At 54.3% G+C, this 14,632-nt stretch carries 10 protein-coding genes; 5 read left to right on the top strand and 5 right to left on the bottom strand.

What is annotated here, in order from left to right; all coding sequences use genetic code 11:
- The first annotated feature begins 75 nt into the window (after positions 1–75).
- The 3 genes from CJP46_RS19220 to CJP46_RS19210 all read left to right on the top strand — a co-directional run bounded on the left by CJP46_RS19220 (position 76) and on the right by CJP46_RS19210 (position 3,348).
- Positions 76–1,416: an ABC transporter substrate-binding protein gene (locus tag CJP46_RS19220; protein ID WP_094597238.1), complete on the top strand. Its 1,341-nt coding sequence runs from the start codon at positions 76–78 to the stop codon at positions 1,414–1,416.
- A 187-nt stretch (positions 1,417–1,603) separates the two neighbouring features.
- Positions 1,604–2,503, top strand: coding sequence for a carbohydrate ABC transporter permease (locus tag CJP46_RS19215; RefSeq protein WP_094597237.1), 900 nt, complete (start codon positions 1,604–1,606; stop codon positions 2,501–2,503).
- Positions 2,504–2,508: 5 nt separating this feature from the next.
- A complete protein-coding gene (locus CJP46_RS19210; RefSeq protein ID WP_373558020.1) occupies positions 2,509–3,348 on the top strand; it encodes a carbohydrate ABC transporter permease in 840 nt (279 codons plus the stop codon).
- Positions 3,349–3,442: 94 nt separating this feature from the next.
- Here CJP46_RS19210 and CJP46_RS19205 read toward each other — a convergent pair whose 3' ends face one another.
- The gene (locus CJP46_RS19205; protein ID WP_094597236.1) at positions 3,443–3,877 is read right to left on the bottom strand and encodes an Rrf2 family transcriptional regulator; all 435 of its coding nucleotides are present in this window, start codon (positions 3,875–3,877) and stop codon (positions 3,443–3,445) included.
- Between the two features lie 174 nt (positions 3,878–4,051).
- Here CJP46_RS19205 and CJP46_RS19200 point away from each other — a divergent pair, with 174 nt between their 5' ends.
- Complete coding sequence (locus tag CJP46_RS19200; RefSeq protein ID WP_094597235.1) at positions 4,052–4,843, top strand: alpha/beta fold hydrolase; 792 nt, start codon at positions 4,052–4,054, stop codon at positions 4,841–4,843.
- A gap of 133 nt (positions 4,844–4,976) precedes the next feature.
- Here the strand turns inward: CJP46_RS19200 and CJP46_RS19195 are convergent, their stop codons facing one another.
- Positions 4,977–5,351 (bottom strand): hypothetical protein, encoded by a 375-nt coding sequence (locus CJP46_RS19195; RefSeq protein WP_179281232.1) that lies wholly within the window; start codon positions 5,349–5,351, stop codon positions 4,977–4,979.
- Positions 5,352–5,817: 466 nt separating this feature from the next.
- On the opposite strand from CJP46_RS19195, the gene CJP46_RS19190 reads away from it, so the two are divergent.
- On the top strand, positions 5,818–6,264 hold the full coding sequence (locus CJP46_RS19190; RefSeq protein WP_179281231.1) for a DUF6843 domain-containing protein: 447 nt from the start codon (positions 5,818–5,820) through the stop codon (positions 6,262–6,264).
- 109 nt (positions 6,265–6,373) lie between these two features.
- Here CJP46_RS19190 and CJP46_RS19185 read toward each other — a convergent pair whose 3' ends face one another.
- The 3 genes from CJP46_RS19185 to CJP46_RS19175 form a co-directional block, all read right to left on the bottom strand.
- The gene (locus CJP46_RS19185; RefSeq protein ID WP_094597232.1) at positions 6,374–7,894 is read right to left on the bottom strand and encodes a DEAD/DEAH box helicase; all 1,521 of its coding nucleotides are present in this window, start codon (positions 7,892–7,894) and stop codon (positions 6,374–6,376) included.
- A 180-nt stretch (positions 7,895–8,074) separates the two neighbouring features.
- Positions 8,075–12,937, bottom strand: coding sequence for a glycoside hydrolase domain-containing protein (locus CJP46_RS19180; protein WP_094597231.1), 4,863 nt, complete (start codon positions 12,935–12,937; stop codon positions 8,075–8,077).
- Between the two features lie 31 nt (positions 12,938–12,968).
- Positions 12,969–14,624: an S-layer homology domain-containing protein gene (locus CJP46_RS19175; protein ID WP_179281230.1), complete on the bottom strand. Its 1,656-nt coding sequence runs from the start codon at positions 14,622–14,624 to the stop codon at positions 12,969–12,971.
- Between the last annotated feature and the right edge of the window lie 8 nt (positions 14,625–14,632).

Here is a 14,632-nt window from a genome sequence, read left to right as displayed (position 1 = left end):
TTGATAATTGGAAATGTAAGCAGTACCACATAGAGCACACCAATAAACCGTTAATCCTATGGGGGAGGAAATGACATGAGAAAAGCGTTAAGCGCCGTTCTTCTTTTTTCCTTAATCACTGGCCTGATCGGCTGTTCTGCCGGAGGCAGCAGCGACAAATCGGCCAGCGGAAGCGACACGGCGCCCGCGTCGACCACATCCGCCGGCGAGAACAAAGATCCGGTCAAGCTTCGCATCGCCTGGTGGGGCGGCCAATCCAGACATGATTACACCCTGAAAGTGATCGAAATGTACGAGAAGCAGCATCCAAACGTCACGATCGAGCCCGAATACGCGCCGTTCGACGACTATTGGAAGAAGCTCGCGCCGCAAGCCGTCGCCGGCGGGCTGCCGGACATCATCCAGATGGACATTTCGTATTTGAGCCAGTACGCCAGCCGCAACCAGCTGGCCGACCTGAAGCCGTTTACCGAAAGCGGTTCGCTGGATGTCGCCGACGTCAGTGAGAACGCCCTGAAAGGCGGCGAGGTCGACGGCAAGCTCGTCGCCATGAACCTCGGGGTCAACGCCCTGCAGACGACCTTTGACGTGGAGACGATGAAGAAAAACGGCATTGACATCCCGTCTCAAGATTGGACATGGGACGACATGGGCAAACTCGGGGAGCAGGCCAAGGCGAAGGGCTTCCAAATCGGGGGATTCGCTTACCATCACGAGGTGTTCTTCCCGTATTATCTAAGAACGATCGGCCAGAAGATGTACAGCGACGACGGTAAAACGATCGGCTATGCCGACGACCAGGCCTTTATCGATTATTTCACGCGTTATCAACAATGGTATGACAAGGGGTACATCCTCTCCCTCGACAAAGAAGCGCAGAAGAAGGGCGTCGCCGAAGAGGACGAAATCGTTCTCGGCCACTCTATCTCGGGCATCGGCTGGTCCAACCAGTTCCTGGCGGTAGCGAATCTGGTCAAAGATCGTCCGCTGGAACTGAACCCGATGCCGGGTCCGGGCACGAAGGAAGGGCTGTTCCTGAAGCCTTCCATGTACTTCTCCATCGCGGAATCGTCCAAGCAGAAGGAAGAAGCGGCCAAGTTCATCAGCTTCTTCATCAACGACATCGAAGCCAACAAGCTGATCAAGGGCGAACGCGGCGTGCCGGTATCCTCCAAAGTGAAGGACGCGCTGAAGCCGATCCTGACCGAGAACGAAGCGAAGATCTTTGATTATGTGACTTGGGCCGAGTCGAACAGCAGCCCGGCGGACCCGCCGAACCCGATCGGGTCGGTGGAAGTCGAGAAGCTGCTGCGGGATTTGAGCGAGAAAATTCTGTTCAAGAAAATTCCGATCGACCAGGCGGCGGCGGAATTCCGCAAAGAGGCCAATGCTATACTGGCCCGCAGCCAGAAGTAACCGTAAGGGGAATCCTCATACGGAAAGGAGCCGGGCCCCGGTCGGGTTCGGCTCCTTTCCTTTTGGCTCAGGTAAAAGACCCGCCCACCGAACTCCTCTGCTTCAAGAGGAACAGCCCGGTTTCTTCACCGGCGGGCCGCTTCTGCTCACAGTACGTCCAATTTTGTAAGCTTAGGGGTTGACGATAATGAAAAGGCTGCGGGATAACGAGCACCTCACCGGTTACGTGTTTACGTCTCCGTTCGTGCTGGGCTTTCTGATCTTTACGCTGTATCCGGTGCTGTCTTCGCTGTATTATTCCTTCACCGACTACAACTTGATGGAGGCGCCGAACTGGCTCGGCCTGGACAACTACAAGCGGATGTTCATGGAAGACGACAAAATCGGCAAATCGTTTCAGGTCACCTTTACGTATGTGCTGGCCAGCGTGCCGCTCCGCTTGATCTTCGCCCTGTTCGTCGCCATGATCCTGAACGTGGCCACGAAAGCGGTGGGCCTGTACCGTTCCGCCTTCTACCTGCCGTCCCTGATCGGCGGCAGCGTCGCGGTGTCGATCATGTGGCAGCAGATCTTCGGGGATCAAGGACTGGTGAATTCCTTCCTGAACCTGATCGGCATACATGCCTCGACCTCGTGGATCGGCAATCCGAGCACCGCGCTGTGGACCTTGATCGCCTTATCCACGTGGCAGTTCGGCTCGTCGATGATTATTTTCCTCGCGGGGCTGAAAAACATTCCGAAAGACTACTATGAGGCTGCGGGCGTGGACGGCGCCAATGCTGTCCGGCGCTTCTTCAACATCACGCTGCCGATGCTGAGCCCGATCATCCTCTTCAACCTGACGCTGCAGACGATCTCGGCATTTATGACGTTTACGCCGGCCTACATTATTTCCCGCGGGGAAGGTGGTCCGCTCGACCAGACGCTGCTCTATTCGCTGTACCTGTACCGTAAGGCGTTCTCGCACTTTGAGATGGGCTACGCTTCGGCGCTCGCCTGGGTGATGCTGCTCATCGTCGGGTTCCTGACCCTGCTTATCTTCAAATCCTCGACCCGCTGGGTTCACTACGAGACGAAGGGAGACTAACGGCCATGACCATGTCCACACCCAAGCGCGTCCTGTATCATGTACTGGTCGGCATCTTCGCCCTGTTCATGATCTATCCGATTCTGTGGCTGGCGGCCAGCTCCCTGAAGCCGAACGGCGAAATTTTCTCGACCGCCTACAGCCTCATTCCGAGCCGGTTGGAATTCGCCAATTACGTCTCGGGCTTCAAGGGATTCGGCGGGACGACGTTTGCGACCTTCTTCAAAAATTCGTTCATCATCGTCATTCTGTCGACGGTCGGCGCCGTCGCCTCTTCGGCCCTGGTCGCCTTCGGCCTGGCGCGCACGAAATTTTTCGGCCAGAAGTTCTGGTTTGCCGCCATGATGACCACGATGATGCTGCCCCAGGACGTCGTCCTCGTGCCGCAGTACGTCATGTTCGCCAAATTCGGCTGGCTCTCGTCCTTCAAGCCGCTGATCGTCCCGCATTTCTTCGGCACGCCGTTCTTCATTTTCCTGATCATGCAGTTTATCCGCACCATTCCGGGCGAGCTGGACGAAGCCGCGAAAATCGACGGCTGCAGCAAATACGGCGTGTTCTACAGAGTGGTCCTGCCGCTCATCGGACCCGCTTTGATCACCAGCGCGATCTTCTCTTTTTACTGGAGATGGGACGATTTCATCAATCCGCTCATCTACTTGAACAGCCCGGATAAATTCCCGGTTTCCCTTGCGCTGAAGCTGTTCCTGGACGGCGAATCGCTGAACAATTGGGGCGGCATGTTCGCCATGGCCACGCTGTCGCTCCTGCCGGTCGTCATCGTATTCTTCATTTTCCAAAAATACATCGTCGAGGGCATCAGCACCACCGGGTTGAAAGGATAACCATAGAGCCTTCCATCAGCAAGCCATCCACGCTGCTCCGTATAAAGGAATGACCGGATTCCCTTACTTATTAAGGAATCCGGTCATTTTCATGTTAGCCTTCCGTTTCGACGATTCCGCTCTTCACCAGATGATCAATCGTAATGCCTGACAATTCGTTCTCCATCGTCGTTTGGATTTTCGTGTTAACTCCGTCTAATAAATACGGCATTTTACTTCCTACCGGGCAAGTCGGGTTTGTATCTCGATGAATGATAAAAATCTCCTGATTATCTTCAACCATAGCACGGTATACATCCTGCAGCGTGATTTGATCTGCCTTTTTGGCCAGGCTTATCGCGGCATTTGTTCCAAGAGTAGATGTAATAAGACCCTCTTTCGTAAGTTTTCTCATGATTCTTCTAATCACCGCCGGATTAGCGTTCACACTCATCGCAAGTAATTCGGACGTGGTACGGCCATTTTTATTAAATTCAAGAAAGCATAAAATATGAACCGCTACAGAGAACTGCTGGCTTCGGTTTCCCATTTTTGCAAGGTCCTTCTTTCTGATTAAAGCTTATGTTTAGTGTATTGATTTTTGAAAGGCAAATCAATTTTATAATAAATCCACAAGTAATCAACTTGACTTCATAAACATGAACCGTTATTTTAATATATGTAACAGTAACTGTTACTGATACTATTAATTGGAGTGGATGATATGAACTATCATGTAAACGGCGTCGAACTTCATGTTGAAGAGCAGGGACAAGGAGACATGGCTCTTGTGTTTTTGCACTTTTACGGCGGGTCGGCACGTACCTGGGATAAAATAATTGACGTTCTAAAAAAAGACTACCATTGCATAGCTTATGACCACCGCGGATGGGGAGATTCAGATAAGTCGGCTGCATCTTATACAATTCAGGATCTTGCCGATGATGCACATGCGCTCATTCAAGAGCTTGGTTTGAAGAGATATATGCTGGTCGGTCATTCCATGGGCGCTAAAGCAGCGCAGTTACTGGCTTCCCGTAATCCGGCTGGTCTGGAAGCCTTGATCTTGGTTGCACCATCTCCCCCGACACCTCAAGATATGCCACAAGAAATAAGAAACGCAATGGTTCATTTTTATGATTCTCGTGAGGGAGCAGAAATGGCTTTGAGCAATATCGCCCTGCTTCCTCTTGAGGAAAACATTCGCGAAAAGGTGCTTGAGGATATGCAAAAAAGTGCACCTTTAGCTCGCGTGGCATGGCCTGAAACCGCAATGCTTGAGGATATATCCGCAGAAGTGAAAAACATCCATGTTCCCACCCTTGTGCTAGCCGGAGAATCTGACCCGGTAGATCGGTTGGACACACTGAAAAGTGAGCTGCTGCCACGCATACCTCATGCAGAGCTGCTCGTCATTCCCCAAACCGGCCACCTTTCTCCCTTAGAAGCACCCAGTGAAATCACTAAGGGAATCTCAAATTTCTTGTCCAAGCAGAGATTGGAGAATGGCGAATGATGAGAAAAACGGCAGGTCAGCTGTAAGCTGATCCATGCCGTTTTTTGTGCTGCCGCTCCTTATTGACGGAAAAGGAAGCAGCGCATTCATCATGCTGTTGTATGGTATGAGGTGCCTCTGCCGAGGCCTGCGTTTACTTTTTCTCGAACAGACCCAGACGGTTGATGGGCCCTTTGTAGCGGATCCCGTTGCCATTCTTGCTGTTCTTGCTCTCGAAGCCGTTCAGGTGGTCTGTCAATTCGTTAAACCAGGCCTCGTCGAAGGTGGCCAGTGCGATGTCGATCAAGCTTTCAACGTTGTTCTTATCTGCAAGCGGGTTGACCGGCAACGATCTCAGCCAGGATTCGCGCACGCCGATCACGCGGCCGACCGCTTCCTCGTTGTCGGATTGAACGACGCGTACTCTCGCGATGCCCTTCTGAGCGTCCACCGTCTCAATGTATCCGTGAATAAATTCTCCGTCTACCGTCTTCCCTTGGACCCAATCGCTAACTTCGATTCTCATCATTCCACCGCCTATCTTTAAGTATATACAAACTGTAATCGTAAAAATCACAAAATGAATATACTGTAATGATACTAAACACAGTTGGGAATGTCAAATCTGCAAACGACGATTTCGCAGACGACTGATTTCATGTATAGAGAGGCTACCTGCCGCCATCTTCCCCTTCTATAGTGTATGCAGTAAGCGGTCGATGGGTGTCTTTCCAATAACCGCCTTCATCATTCTATATGCATACAACCTGCCCTGCGGGAAGATTGAAGGGTTTGCTAATGGCTCACACATCTGGGCTTATTCTTAAGTGTAGCCTTCCATTTTCTGTAGTATACTTGATGTAAGCTTTCAATCAGATGAAAAACCACCGGATAGCTAGGCTCAAAACCTATTCCCGGTGGTTTTCTTGTTTGGCCGCGATTGCTTCAAGGCGTTAACCAAAGTGTTCAAAATACCGACCAAAGGCGGTGAAAATTTGAAAGGTTTGATTAGAGCATATAAGGTGTTCATTGCGGTGTTTGCCGTCATTGTTGTCGCTGCCGTCGTGATAGGGACAAAGGGGCTAAATGAGCAGGAGAACCACATCTACGTGCTGCCAGTCGGCTATACAGGGTGGGTTACTGTTATATACAATCAAAAGGATTACCCCGAACTCCCGAAAGAGGGAGATGCCATTGTAAACAACATCCCGAAAGATGGAGTGCTGAAGACGTCAAGTGCTCCAACGGGCGGCGGGATGACATTTTATTATGCAGATGATCAAGGTAACCGCACTGAAGTGGGGATCGGTATGGTTCAAGGCCAGCACATGGGCACAGATACGATCCAGCGTCCGGACGGTACGAATGAGGAAAAATCGATCAATGCGTTTTACGTCGGCACGGAGCAGCAGTATAACGATCATTTAAAGGATCAGCCTTAAGCGACTTGGCGAAAACACAAATGACCCACTGGAGGGTCACAAGTAAAGTGTCCTTCCTGCGGGTCACAGATCATCTGCGGTAAACGCGTAAAGCGCCTAAAATTCTATTTTAATGAGACGAACTCACCTTGTTTCTATTGTCCGATCCGCTCTGCTTTGTTCTGCGGTTCGTGCGGCCATTGGGATTTCCGTTCACATTCCCCTGATACTTGCCGTTCGCATTTCCCTTAGGATTGCCGTTCGCATTTCCCTTAGAATTGCCGCCCACACTACGCTTCGTGCTGCCGTTCGCATTTTGTACGGGTTTGCGGGCAGCACTCGCCGCAGCCTTAGGGGCACGGTCTGTCTTCGGTTTGCTCCGTTTATGCCCTCCATCCGTCTGCCGCTTACCGGCATCTCCAGCCTGCGGTTTACGCGAATGTCCTGCTTGAGCCTTCGCCGGCCGATTTGCGGGAGAATTCTCCACACGACGATTTGCCATTGCCGCCTGCGGCTCCATCGGATAGTCATGACCCTTCACTTCGGGAATGGCCTTGCCGATCAGCTTCTCGATGTCCTTCAGGTACGGCAGCTCGTCCGCTTCGCAGAAGGATATCGCGGTCCCGCTCATCCCCGCCCGGCCCGTGCGGCCGATCCGGTGAACGTACGTCTCCGGAATATTCGGCAGATTAAAGTTAATGACATAGGGAAGCTCATCGATATCGATACCTCTGGCGGCAATGTCGGTCGCCACCAGGATGCGCGTCACCCCGCTTTTGAAATGGCTCAGGGCGTTCTGCCGGCTGTTTTGCGATTTGTCGCCATGGATCGCCTCCGCCGTAATATTCACCTTCTTCAGCGCGCGCGCCACCCGGTCAGCTCCCCGTTTGGTGCGGGTAAACACCAGGGCCGACTCAATCGACGGGTCCTGCAGCAGCTGATCGAGCATCTTCTGTTTGCTCCCCTGTGCCAGCAAATAAACCGACTGCTCAATCCGCTCGGCCGTTGAGGAGACCGGCGTAACTTCTACTTTTACCGGATTGACGAGCAGCGTTTGGATCAAGCCGTTGACTTCCGGAGGCATCGTCGCCGAAAAGAACAGCGTCTGCTTCCGCTTCGGCATGGTGGCGATAATCCGCTTCACATCATGAATGAAGCCCATATCCAGCATCCGGTCGGCTTCATCCAGCACTAACATTTGCACATGCTGCAAATCGATATGCTTCTGATGGATCAGGTCGATGAGCCGGCCCGGCGTGGCGATCACGATATCCGCGCCTTGCTGCAGCGCCCGCTCCTGAGGTTTTTGCGAGACGCCGCCGACAATGACCGCCGTGCGCAAATCGGTGTACTGGCTGTACGCCTTCACGTTATCCATAATCTGTATGGCCAGCTCTCTCGTCGGCGTCAAAATGAGCGCACGGACCCTGCGGCCCGCCCCCGGTTTGCGGGGCTCCCGGCTCAACAGCTGAATCATAGGCAGGGAAAATGCGGCGGTCTTGCCGGTTCCCGTCTGGGCGCAGCCCAGCAAATCCCGGCCGGCCAGTACAGCGGGGATGGACTGTGCCTGAATCGGCGTCGGCTCGGTATAGTTCTGCTTCGCCAACGCTTTTAAAATCATCGGGTCAAGATTCAAATCTTTAAATGTCATATATGCTCCTTCTACTAAAAACCTGTATTCTTCAATCACGGAACTTGTGTATTTTGTCCAAGTCTTCACAAGCCGTTCTTTGATGTCGTAAAACATAAAGATACCACACTTGGATACAAAAAAAGAAGCGGAATCTTTCTCCGCTTCCTTAAAAATGATCCATAAGGACTAAATCGGCAATTATTCGAAGCTGGCATGATCAAAGTTGCCGATATATTTATACGTTGCATTGGTGGAACCGGTCAAGACAAGGTAAACGTCCTGAACGCCGGTGATCTTCTGACTCAGCGTACCCGTGACCGTGCGGTAGGTTCCCCATCCGCTTCCGGTTGGGGGTACGGCGATTTTGCCGACCAGTGTGCCGTTGACGCCGCCTAGGCGAACCTCCACAGCCGAGTCGGGCGGGCAGCTGTCGCTATTGCCGGAATACTCGATGGACAGCCGGCTGACGCCGGTGCTGCCGAAATTCATCCGCTTGTAGGCGAGCCATGCTCCACTATACGTATTGGCGACCTGCTGGCCGCTTTTTCCCTTTTCCGTTTTGAGCGGCCCTTTATTCACCGGATTCAGGTCGGTCGACCACTCATCGTAGCTTTCGAGCTCAAGCTGTGCATAATCATTCCGGATCTGCTGACGGTCCCAGGTCAGCCGGTCGAAATTGCCGATATACGGATGGCCGCTGTCCGTGCTTCCTTTCATGACGATATACAGGTTTTGCTTACCTGTGACGTTTCGATCCAAAATGGCTTCGGCGGTACCGAACGTCCCCCAGCCGCTGCCTGTATGCGGCAGCTGAACCGTGCCCACAAGCTCACCGTCCACGCTGCCGAGCCGGAGCTCCAGCGCCGCACCGGACGGTACCTTTTGGGACGGCGCATCGTATTCAACCGTGAAGTGGTTCGCACCCTCCGTTCCAAAATCGATATTGGAATAAGCAAGCCACGCCCCGTTAAAGGTGTTGGCGACCACCGTTCGGCCGTTGCTCGTTTCCGTTTTGAGCGGTCCGTTGTTGAACGTGTTCACCGCGGAAGACCACTCGCTGCGGTTTTCCAGCTCAATCATGTGCACTTCTTCGCCTGGCTGCCCGTCTCCCGGAATGCCCGGATCCGTCGGCTCGACCGGAGGCTCGGGCTCAGGCTGAGGCTCTGGTTTCGGTACGGGCAGCGGATCCGGTTCGGGTTCCGCCGGCGTCTCCGGTTCCGGCTCTGGCACGGGCTCAGGCTGCGTCACAACCGGCTCGGCCAGCCACAGCGAATCGTAAATGTTCCCATTAAATTGGTCAACAAGGTATACATTCACCTGGTATTGTCTGGAGCTCACATTAAAGGTCTGTGAGAGCTGGAAGCTGCCGGACTGCACCGGTACGGCACTGGACACCAGCGCTCCGCTGTCGCCCTTCATTAACTGAATGACGGCGACGGCAGAGTCGGCATAGTTACCTTTTAACGTGCCGGTAACCTGGACCGTCATATGACGCTCCCGTTTCACATCGGCCTTCAAATCATATACATCCCATTGAATGTCGGAGGTGTAGGCCCTATCTGAAGACAGCGCCAGCCCGGCCGCATGGTCCGCATCCGCCTTGACCCGGACCTGAACCTGGCCGATCTTATATGCCAACGGACCGACCACCTGCGGGTTCGCTGTGACAGGTTTCCAGGTCTTGCCCCCATCCGTGCTGAATTGGTAGTCGGCAGGCTGATCGAATCCCGGCACATTCGTCCATCCGAACGTGTTGGCTGTGTCGTCCACCTTCGGCTGCGTTGGAGCTGCCGGTTTCGCCATCTGTTTCACCGCATCCAGGCTGAATTCGAAAGCGATATCCGAGCTGGTTGCATTCACCTGATGCACCTCGGCGGCGATGACGTTCGTGCCCTTCACCAAATAGGACGGGTCGATCCGGTAAGCGTTCCGGTCCCGCTCATCGTTAACGGTTGCATTCGCGTAAGTGTTATAAGTCACCTCACCCGCAGGCATATTTGTCCGGATCACTTCATGTCCGTTCAAATAGACAACCGCGCCGTCGTCACGGATCAGGCTCGCATCCAGTTCAAGGATGCCGGACGGATCCGTCACCTCAAAGGTTTTCCGGAAATACGTCGTCGGGTACTTGTTATTCGCGTCCGGACCATAGCCGACTTTGGTCTTGACAAGGTTTTTGCTGTCGTAGCCCAGCATCGCCTTACCCGAAGCCCATGCACTGTCGTCTAATCCGGTATCGTTCCATGCGCTGCCAGGATTCTGACCTTGATCGTAGTATTTCCAGTCGGATCCTTCCGCAATGAGCTTCTGACGAGACAGCGATTGATCAATGTCTGCCGAGTAGTCCGTCATTGGCGGTGCCGCATCCGCGGACGCGCCCCACTTCGTATTCGGCTCCGGACCCATTTCGAATTCCAGCGTACCGCCCTTCATTACATCCTCGTAGCTGATCCAGGCTTGGTCGAACGAGCTCCCGTTCAGCTTCGCGGACTGAATAAAGCGATTCGTGCTGGAAACGCCGTTAGCCTTGATGGTAAACGTCTTCCCTCCGTCCAGATGCAGGGTCAGCTCAGAGAAGATTGGCGAGCCGATCAGGAAGTTCGCGTCCCCCGGGTTCCCCGGGAAAAGCCCCATGGCGCTGTAGACAAACCAGGAAGACATGCCGCCGGCGTCATCGTCCATGGATGGAAGATAACCTTCCGGGTCATCCCGGTATACCCGCGATTGGATCGGATAGGCATACAGCCCGTGGTTATGGTATTTCTGCGTTACCACTTCCGTGGTGTACTGCCGGACGTAGTATTGGGTCAAATACGGCATGCCCAAATAGTTAAACAGGTACGGGGCATCCAAATCCGGCTCGTTGATCGCCATATATTCGTTGATGCTGAAGAAATGCTGCAATTGCTCGGCCATGGCTCTTTTTCCGCCCATCAGCTCAGCCAGGCCGTTCATATCCTGGGAAGCGGACCAGCGGTACGTCCACAAATTCCCTTGATACGCATACTTGTCCACCGCCGTCACATCGTTCTTGCTCACCGTGCTTCCGTTCGGCGTGAAGAAGCCCGTCTTGCTGCCGTTTTCGTCCACCTGATCCTTGTTCCACAATTTTTTGTAGGAAAGCGCGATCGTCTTGTATTTCTCATACGTATCGCCGTCGCCGAGCATTTCGGCCAGTTTCATCGGGAAGTAGGCGCTCTTCGCCTTCTCCAGCTTGCCGGAAATTTCACCGTCGCTGATCGAGAAGTTGTCCGCATCCACCGCCATGCCCTTGAGTGCAGTATACGCATCAAAATCGTCAAATCCTTTGGCATATGCATCTAAAATGACCGCACCGTTGAATTCATTCCTTACGGTCGGACTCGGCCAATACCCGTCACCCCACTGGGTGTAGGAGCCCCGGGTTTTATACACATCCACCAGGGATTTGACCATGTTGTTGTACTCCTTGGGCACAAGCACGGAGAACAGGGAATATTTCCGGAAATCGTCCCATGTTGTCCAGCCGTTATAGTACGCAAAGTCATCCCCAAGCTCAGAGGCCTTCCGCACCGTGGTTTCATCCCGCGCCGCCTTGAAGGTGCCGCTGGAGCTGGTCACATTTTTCGGGCTGAGGAAGGAATGGTACAGCTGTGTGTAAAAAACTTTCTTGTTCTCCTCATCCGCGTCCTTGATCTCCACCTTGTTCAGCAGTTCACTCCAGGTGTTTCTCGTCTTCGTGCGCTGGGCGTCAAAATCCCACCCGGCGATATCATGATCCCTTTCATACTTAGCTTGGTCGACGCTGATCGTCGACAAGCCTACCTTAGCCTGGACCACCTTGTTGTCCGCCGTGTTGAAATTGACCCATACCCCGCTGTTCGAGCCGGTGCGAACCGCTTCGCTTCCCGTAGCATCGCCCTGCCAGGACGTATAAGAGTCAAAATCATGGTCGAATTGGATCGAATAATAAATCGTGTAATAACCGTGTCCGCACACGTTTTGCGACTTGATCATGCCGCTGATTTCATGGTTGTTCTCCACGTTCAGATAGGCATCGACCATGCCGGCATAAGAATTGGACAGGTCGACCAGCACGGAGCCGGCATTCGCCGCGGCTGGAAACGTGTAGCGGTGAAAACCGACGTTATCCGAAGCCGTCAACTCGACGCCGATGCCGGATGCAAGCTTCACCGCGTAATATCCCGCAGAAGCCTGCTCGCTGCTTTTATCGTACTTCTGCTTGTAATCGCTGCTGTTCTTCGTAAACGTCCGCGTCTCCGGCATCATCAGAACGTTGCCGCCCGCCCCGCTGCAGCCGACGCCGCTGAAGCGCAGATGCGAAAAACCTTTCAAATTCTGGTCCTGATAGTAGTATCCGCTGAACGCGCCGCCGTCACTGTCGGGTCCCAGCGAGACCAGACCGAACGGGGACGACGGCCCGGGATTCGTCTGACCGTTGTCTCCCATCGTATTGATGAACGGATCGACGTAATCGACCGCGTCCATGTTGATGGCCGGGTAGGCCGGGGTTTGTCCGGCGTCCACCCCATACAGCTCAAGCTCATACAAGCGCACCGTATTGCTGTCATAAGCCCCCTTGCTTACATAGAAGCGGACGTACTGCGCAGTAAAGGCCGGAACATACCGGTCCACGATCGACTGGGCATTGTTCGTCACCACGTCAACATCTTCCCACTTCACTCCGTCAGCGCTCTTCTGCAGCCGAAAATCCTTCGTATTCCAGAACGGGCTGTTGCTGTTCTCCCCCATGGCGGCGTTCTTCACGACCCATTCGTTGATGGTATAAGCCTTCCCAAGATCCAGCTTAAGCCATTTCACCGCAGCGCTTCCGTTGTCGCACCACTTCGTGTCGTTTTTACCGTCAACGGCTTTGCTTCCACTCTCGTTATTGTTGCATTGTCCAGACACCGTTACTTTCGCATTCAGAGCCACGTTTCTGGTCTGTTCTCCTCCCGCGGAGGAGACGGCGGCCGCCGAAACGGTCACCGTCTGCGCGGGGAAGAGCATGGCACACATCAGCAGCACCAGCATGGCGATGGATATAATCCGTTTTCCCATTGGGGATGGTTCCCTCCCTATTTCGGTCTACTCACTGCCGGTCCTCCAGCATCCGCTGGATCATAACCGCCACTTCGGCACGGCTCACCGGTTTTGCTGGGTTAAACTGCTTGCCGTCCCCTTGAATCAGTCCCAGCGACCAAGCTTGGTTCACTGCGCTGGCCGCCCAGGCCGAAATGCGGTCATTGTCGGCAAAATCCGGCTGCCCGCTGCCCGTTTCGTTCAGGCCGAAATAGGCTGCGGCATGAACCAGTGCCACCACCGCCTCTTCCCGGGTAATCCGGTCTTTAGGCCGGAATGCTCCGTCATATCCGGAAACGATGCCTAGCGCTGCCGCGTCAGTAACCGGCTGGGCGTAATACGCACCTGCGGCGATATCCGAGAAGGCCGGCCCGTTAGCCGGAGCCTTCGCCGGCATGTTCCCTGTATAGTCGATGGCCCGCATGACGAGCGTGACGAATTCTCCGCGGGTCATGCTGCGGTTCGGCTCGAAATGCGCTGCGTCCACGCCGGTCACGAGATGCTTCGCGGCAAGGAAATTCACGGCACCTGCCGCCCAGTGGCCGACCATATCCGTAAAGGACGACTTGTACTCCAGAATCGCGTAGTATGAAAAATGTGCGGCCGTGAAAATAAAGGCTCCGTTACTCCACCGCCCCGGGACAGCTTCTACGGAGCTGCCGTCTACCGCATATACGCCGGCCAGATCCGCGGATGCGGAGGCCTTTTGCTCCTCGTTCAGTTTCAGCGTCACTTCCGCAGGTTTGTCCAGCTTATGGATTTCAGTGACACTGCCGCTTGCGGATATGATCTCCATGACGACCGAGAGGACGATGCCGGACGAAGTAAGCTCCGGATGATCTTTCAGCGACTGCTGAATCTCGTTCTTCGCGTCCGCGGTCAGTTCGGTATTCAGCACGATCCGAACCTTGGATTGCCGGTCATCCGCTGCCCCGGCGACGCCCGCAGGAAGCCGCAGGCTGACATTGCCGGAGACGATCACCAGATCGACGTTCCGGTTCTGGATCGACTTCAGCGCTGCCGCTGGAAACTCCAGCGCCGAGCCGCCGGCTGCCGCCGAGGCGGGCAGGGAAACGGTGAGCGAATCCCCGGCTTTTCCAAGCGCCGTCTCGAAAGTGCCGCTGCCAAATATATACCGCCCGTCGGCAGTCTTCTCCGGCGTAATGCTCGTGCCGGAAACCTGGCCTGCGGCGGATGGGATGCCGGAAGGGTCGGAAGGAGCGGGGACGGCACCGCTTCCGCTGTCCCCTGTGCTTCCACCGCCGCCCGAGCCGTTCCCGTTACCATTGCCGTTGCCTGGATTCTCAGGTACGCTGTTTCCATCTGTGACCGAGAAGGTCCGGGTCACCTCTTCACTACCGACGCCGGCAATCACCGTGTAGGTTCCCGATGGTGCCAAATCCGCGTCTTGCGGAACGGCCACTACGGCGGAATAGGCTCCCTGTACTGGCGTTATCGCATCAATATAAAATACTGCTTGTTTAGGGCTCACAATTTTGACGACCACGTCGTTACGATCGCTGCTGGCCGTTCCGGACAGCTTGATATCGCCGCCGCGCCGAACCTCTTCCACGCTTAAGGAAAGCGTGAGGGAAGACGCCGCGAAGGCTGAGACCGGTGACAGCAGGAACAGCACCACCAGAACGGCCGCTAAATATTTCTTCACCGTATTCA

Source organism: Paenibacillus sp. XY044 (genome assembly GCF_002257645.1).
Lineage (GTDB): Bacteria > Bacillota > Bacilli > Paenibacillales > Paenibacillaceae > Paenibacillus_AQ.
Note: the sequence above shows the minus strand (reverse complement) of the source record. Positions and strands in the feature narration are given on the sequence as shown.

Coding starts and splice junctions, on each gene's coding strand:
- CJP46_RS19220 (WP_094597238.1), top strand. CDS start 76: ATGAGAAAAGCGTTAAGCGCCGTTCTTCTTTTTTCCTTAATCACTGGC.
- CJP46_RS19215 (WP_094597237.1), top strand. CDS start 1,604: ATGAAAAGGCTGCGGGATAACGAGCACCTCACCGGTTACGTGTTTACG.
- CJP46_RS19210 (WP_373558020.1), top strand. CDS start 2,509: ATGACCATGTCCACACCCAAGCGCGTCCTGTATCATGTACTGGTCGGC.
- CJP46_RS19205 (WP_094597236.1), bottom strand. CDS start 3,877: ATGGGAAACCGAAGCCAGCAGTTCTCTGTAGCGGTTCATATTTTATGC.
- CJP46_RS19200 (WP_094597235.1), top strand. CDS start 4,052: ATGAACTATCATGTAAACGGCGTCGAACTTCATGTTGAAGAGCAGGGA.
- CJP46_RS19195 (WP_179281232.1), bottom strand. CDS start 5,351: ATGATGAGAATCGAAGTTAGCGATTGGGTCCAAGGGAAGACGGTAGAC.
- CJP46_RS19185 (WP_094597232.1), bottom strand. CDS start 7,894: ATGACATTTAAAGATTTGAATCTTGACCCGATGATTTTAAAAGCGTTG.
- CJP46_RS19180 (WP_094597231.1), bottom strand. CDS start 12,937: ATGGGAAAACGGATTATATCCATCGCCATGCTGGTGCTGCTGATGTGT.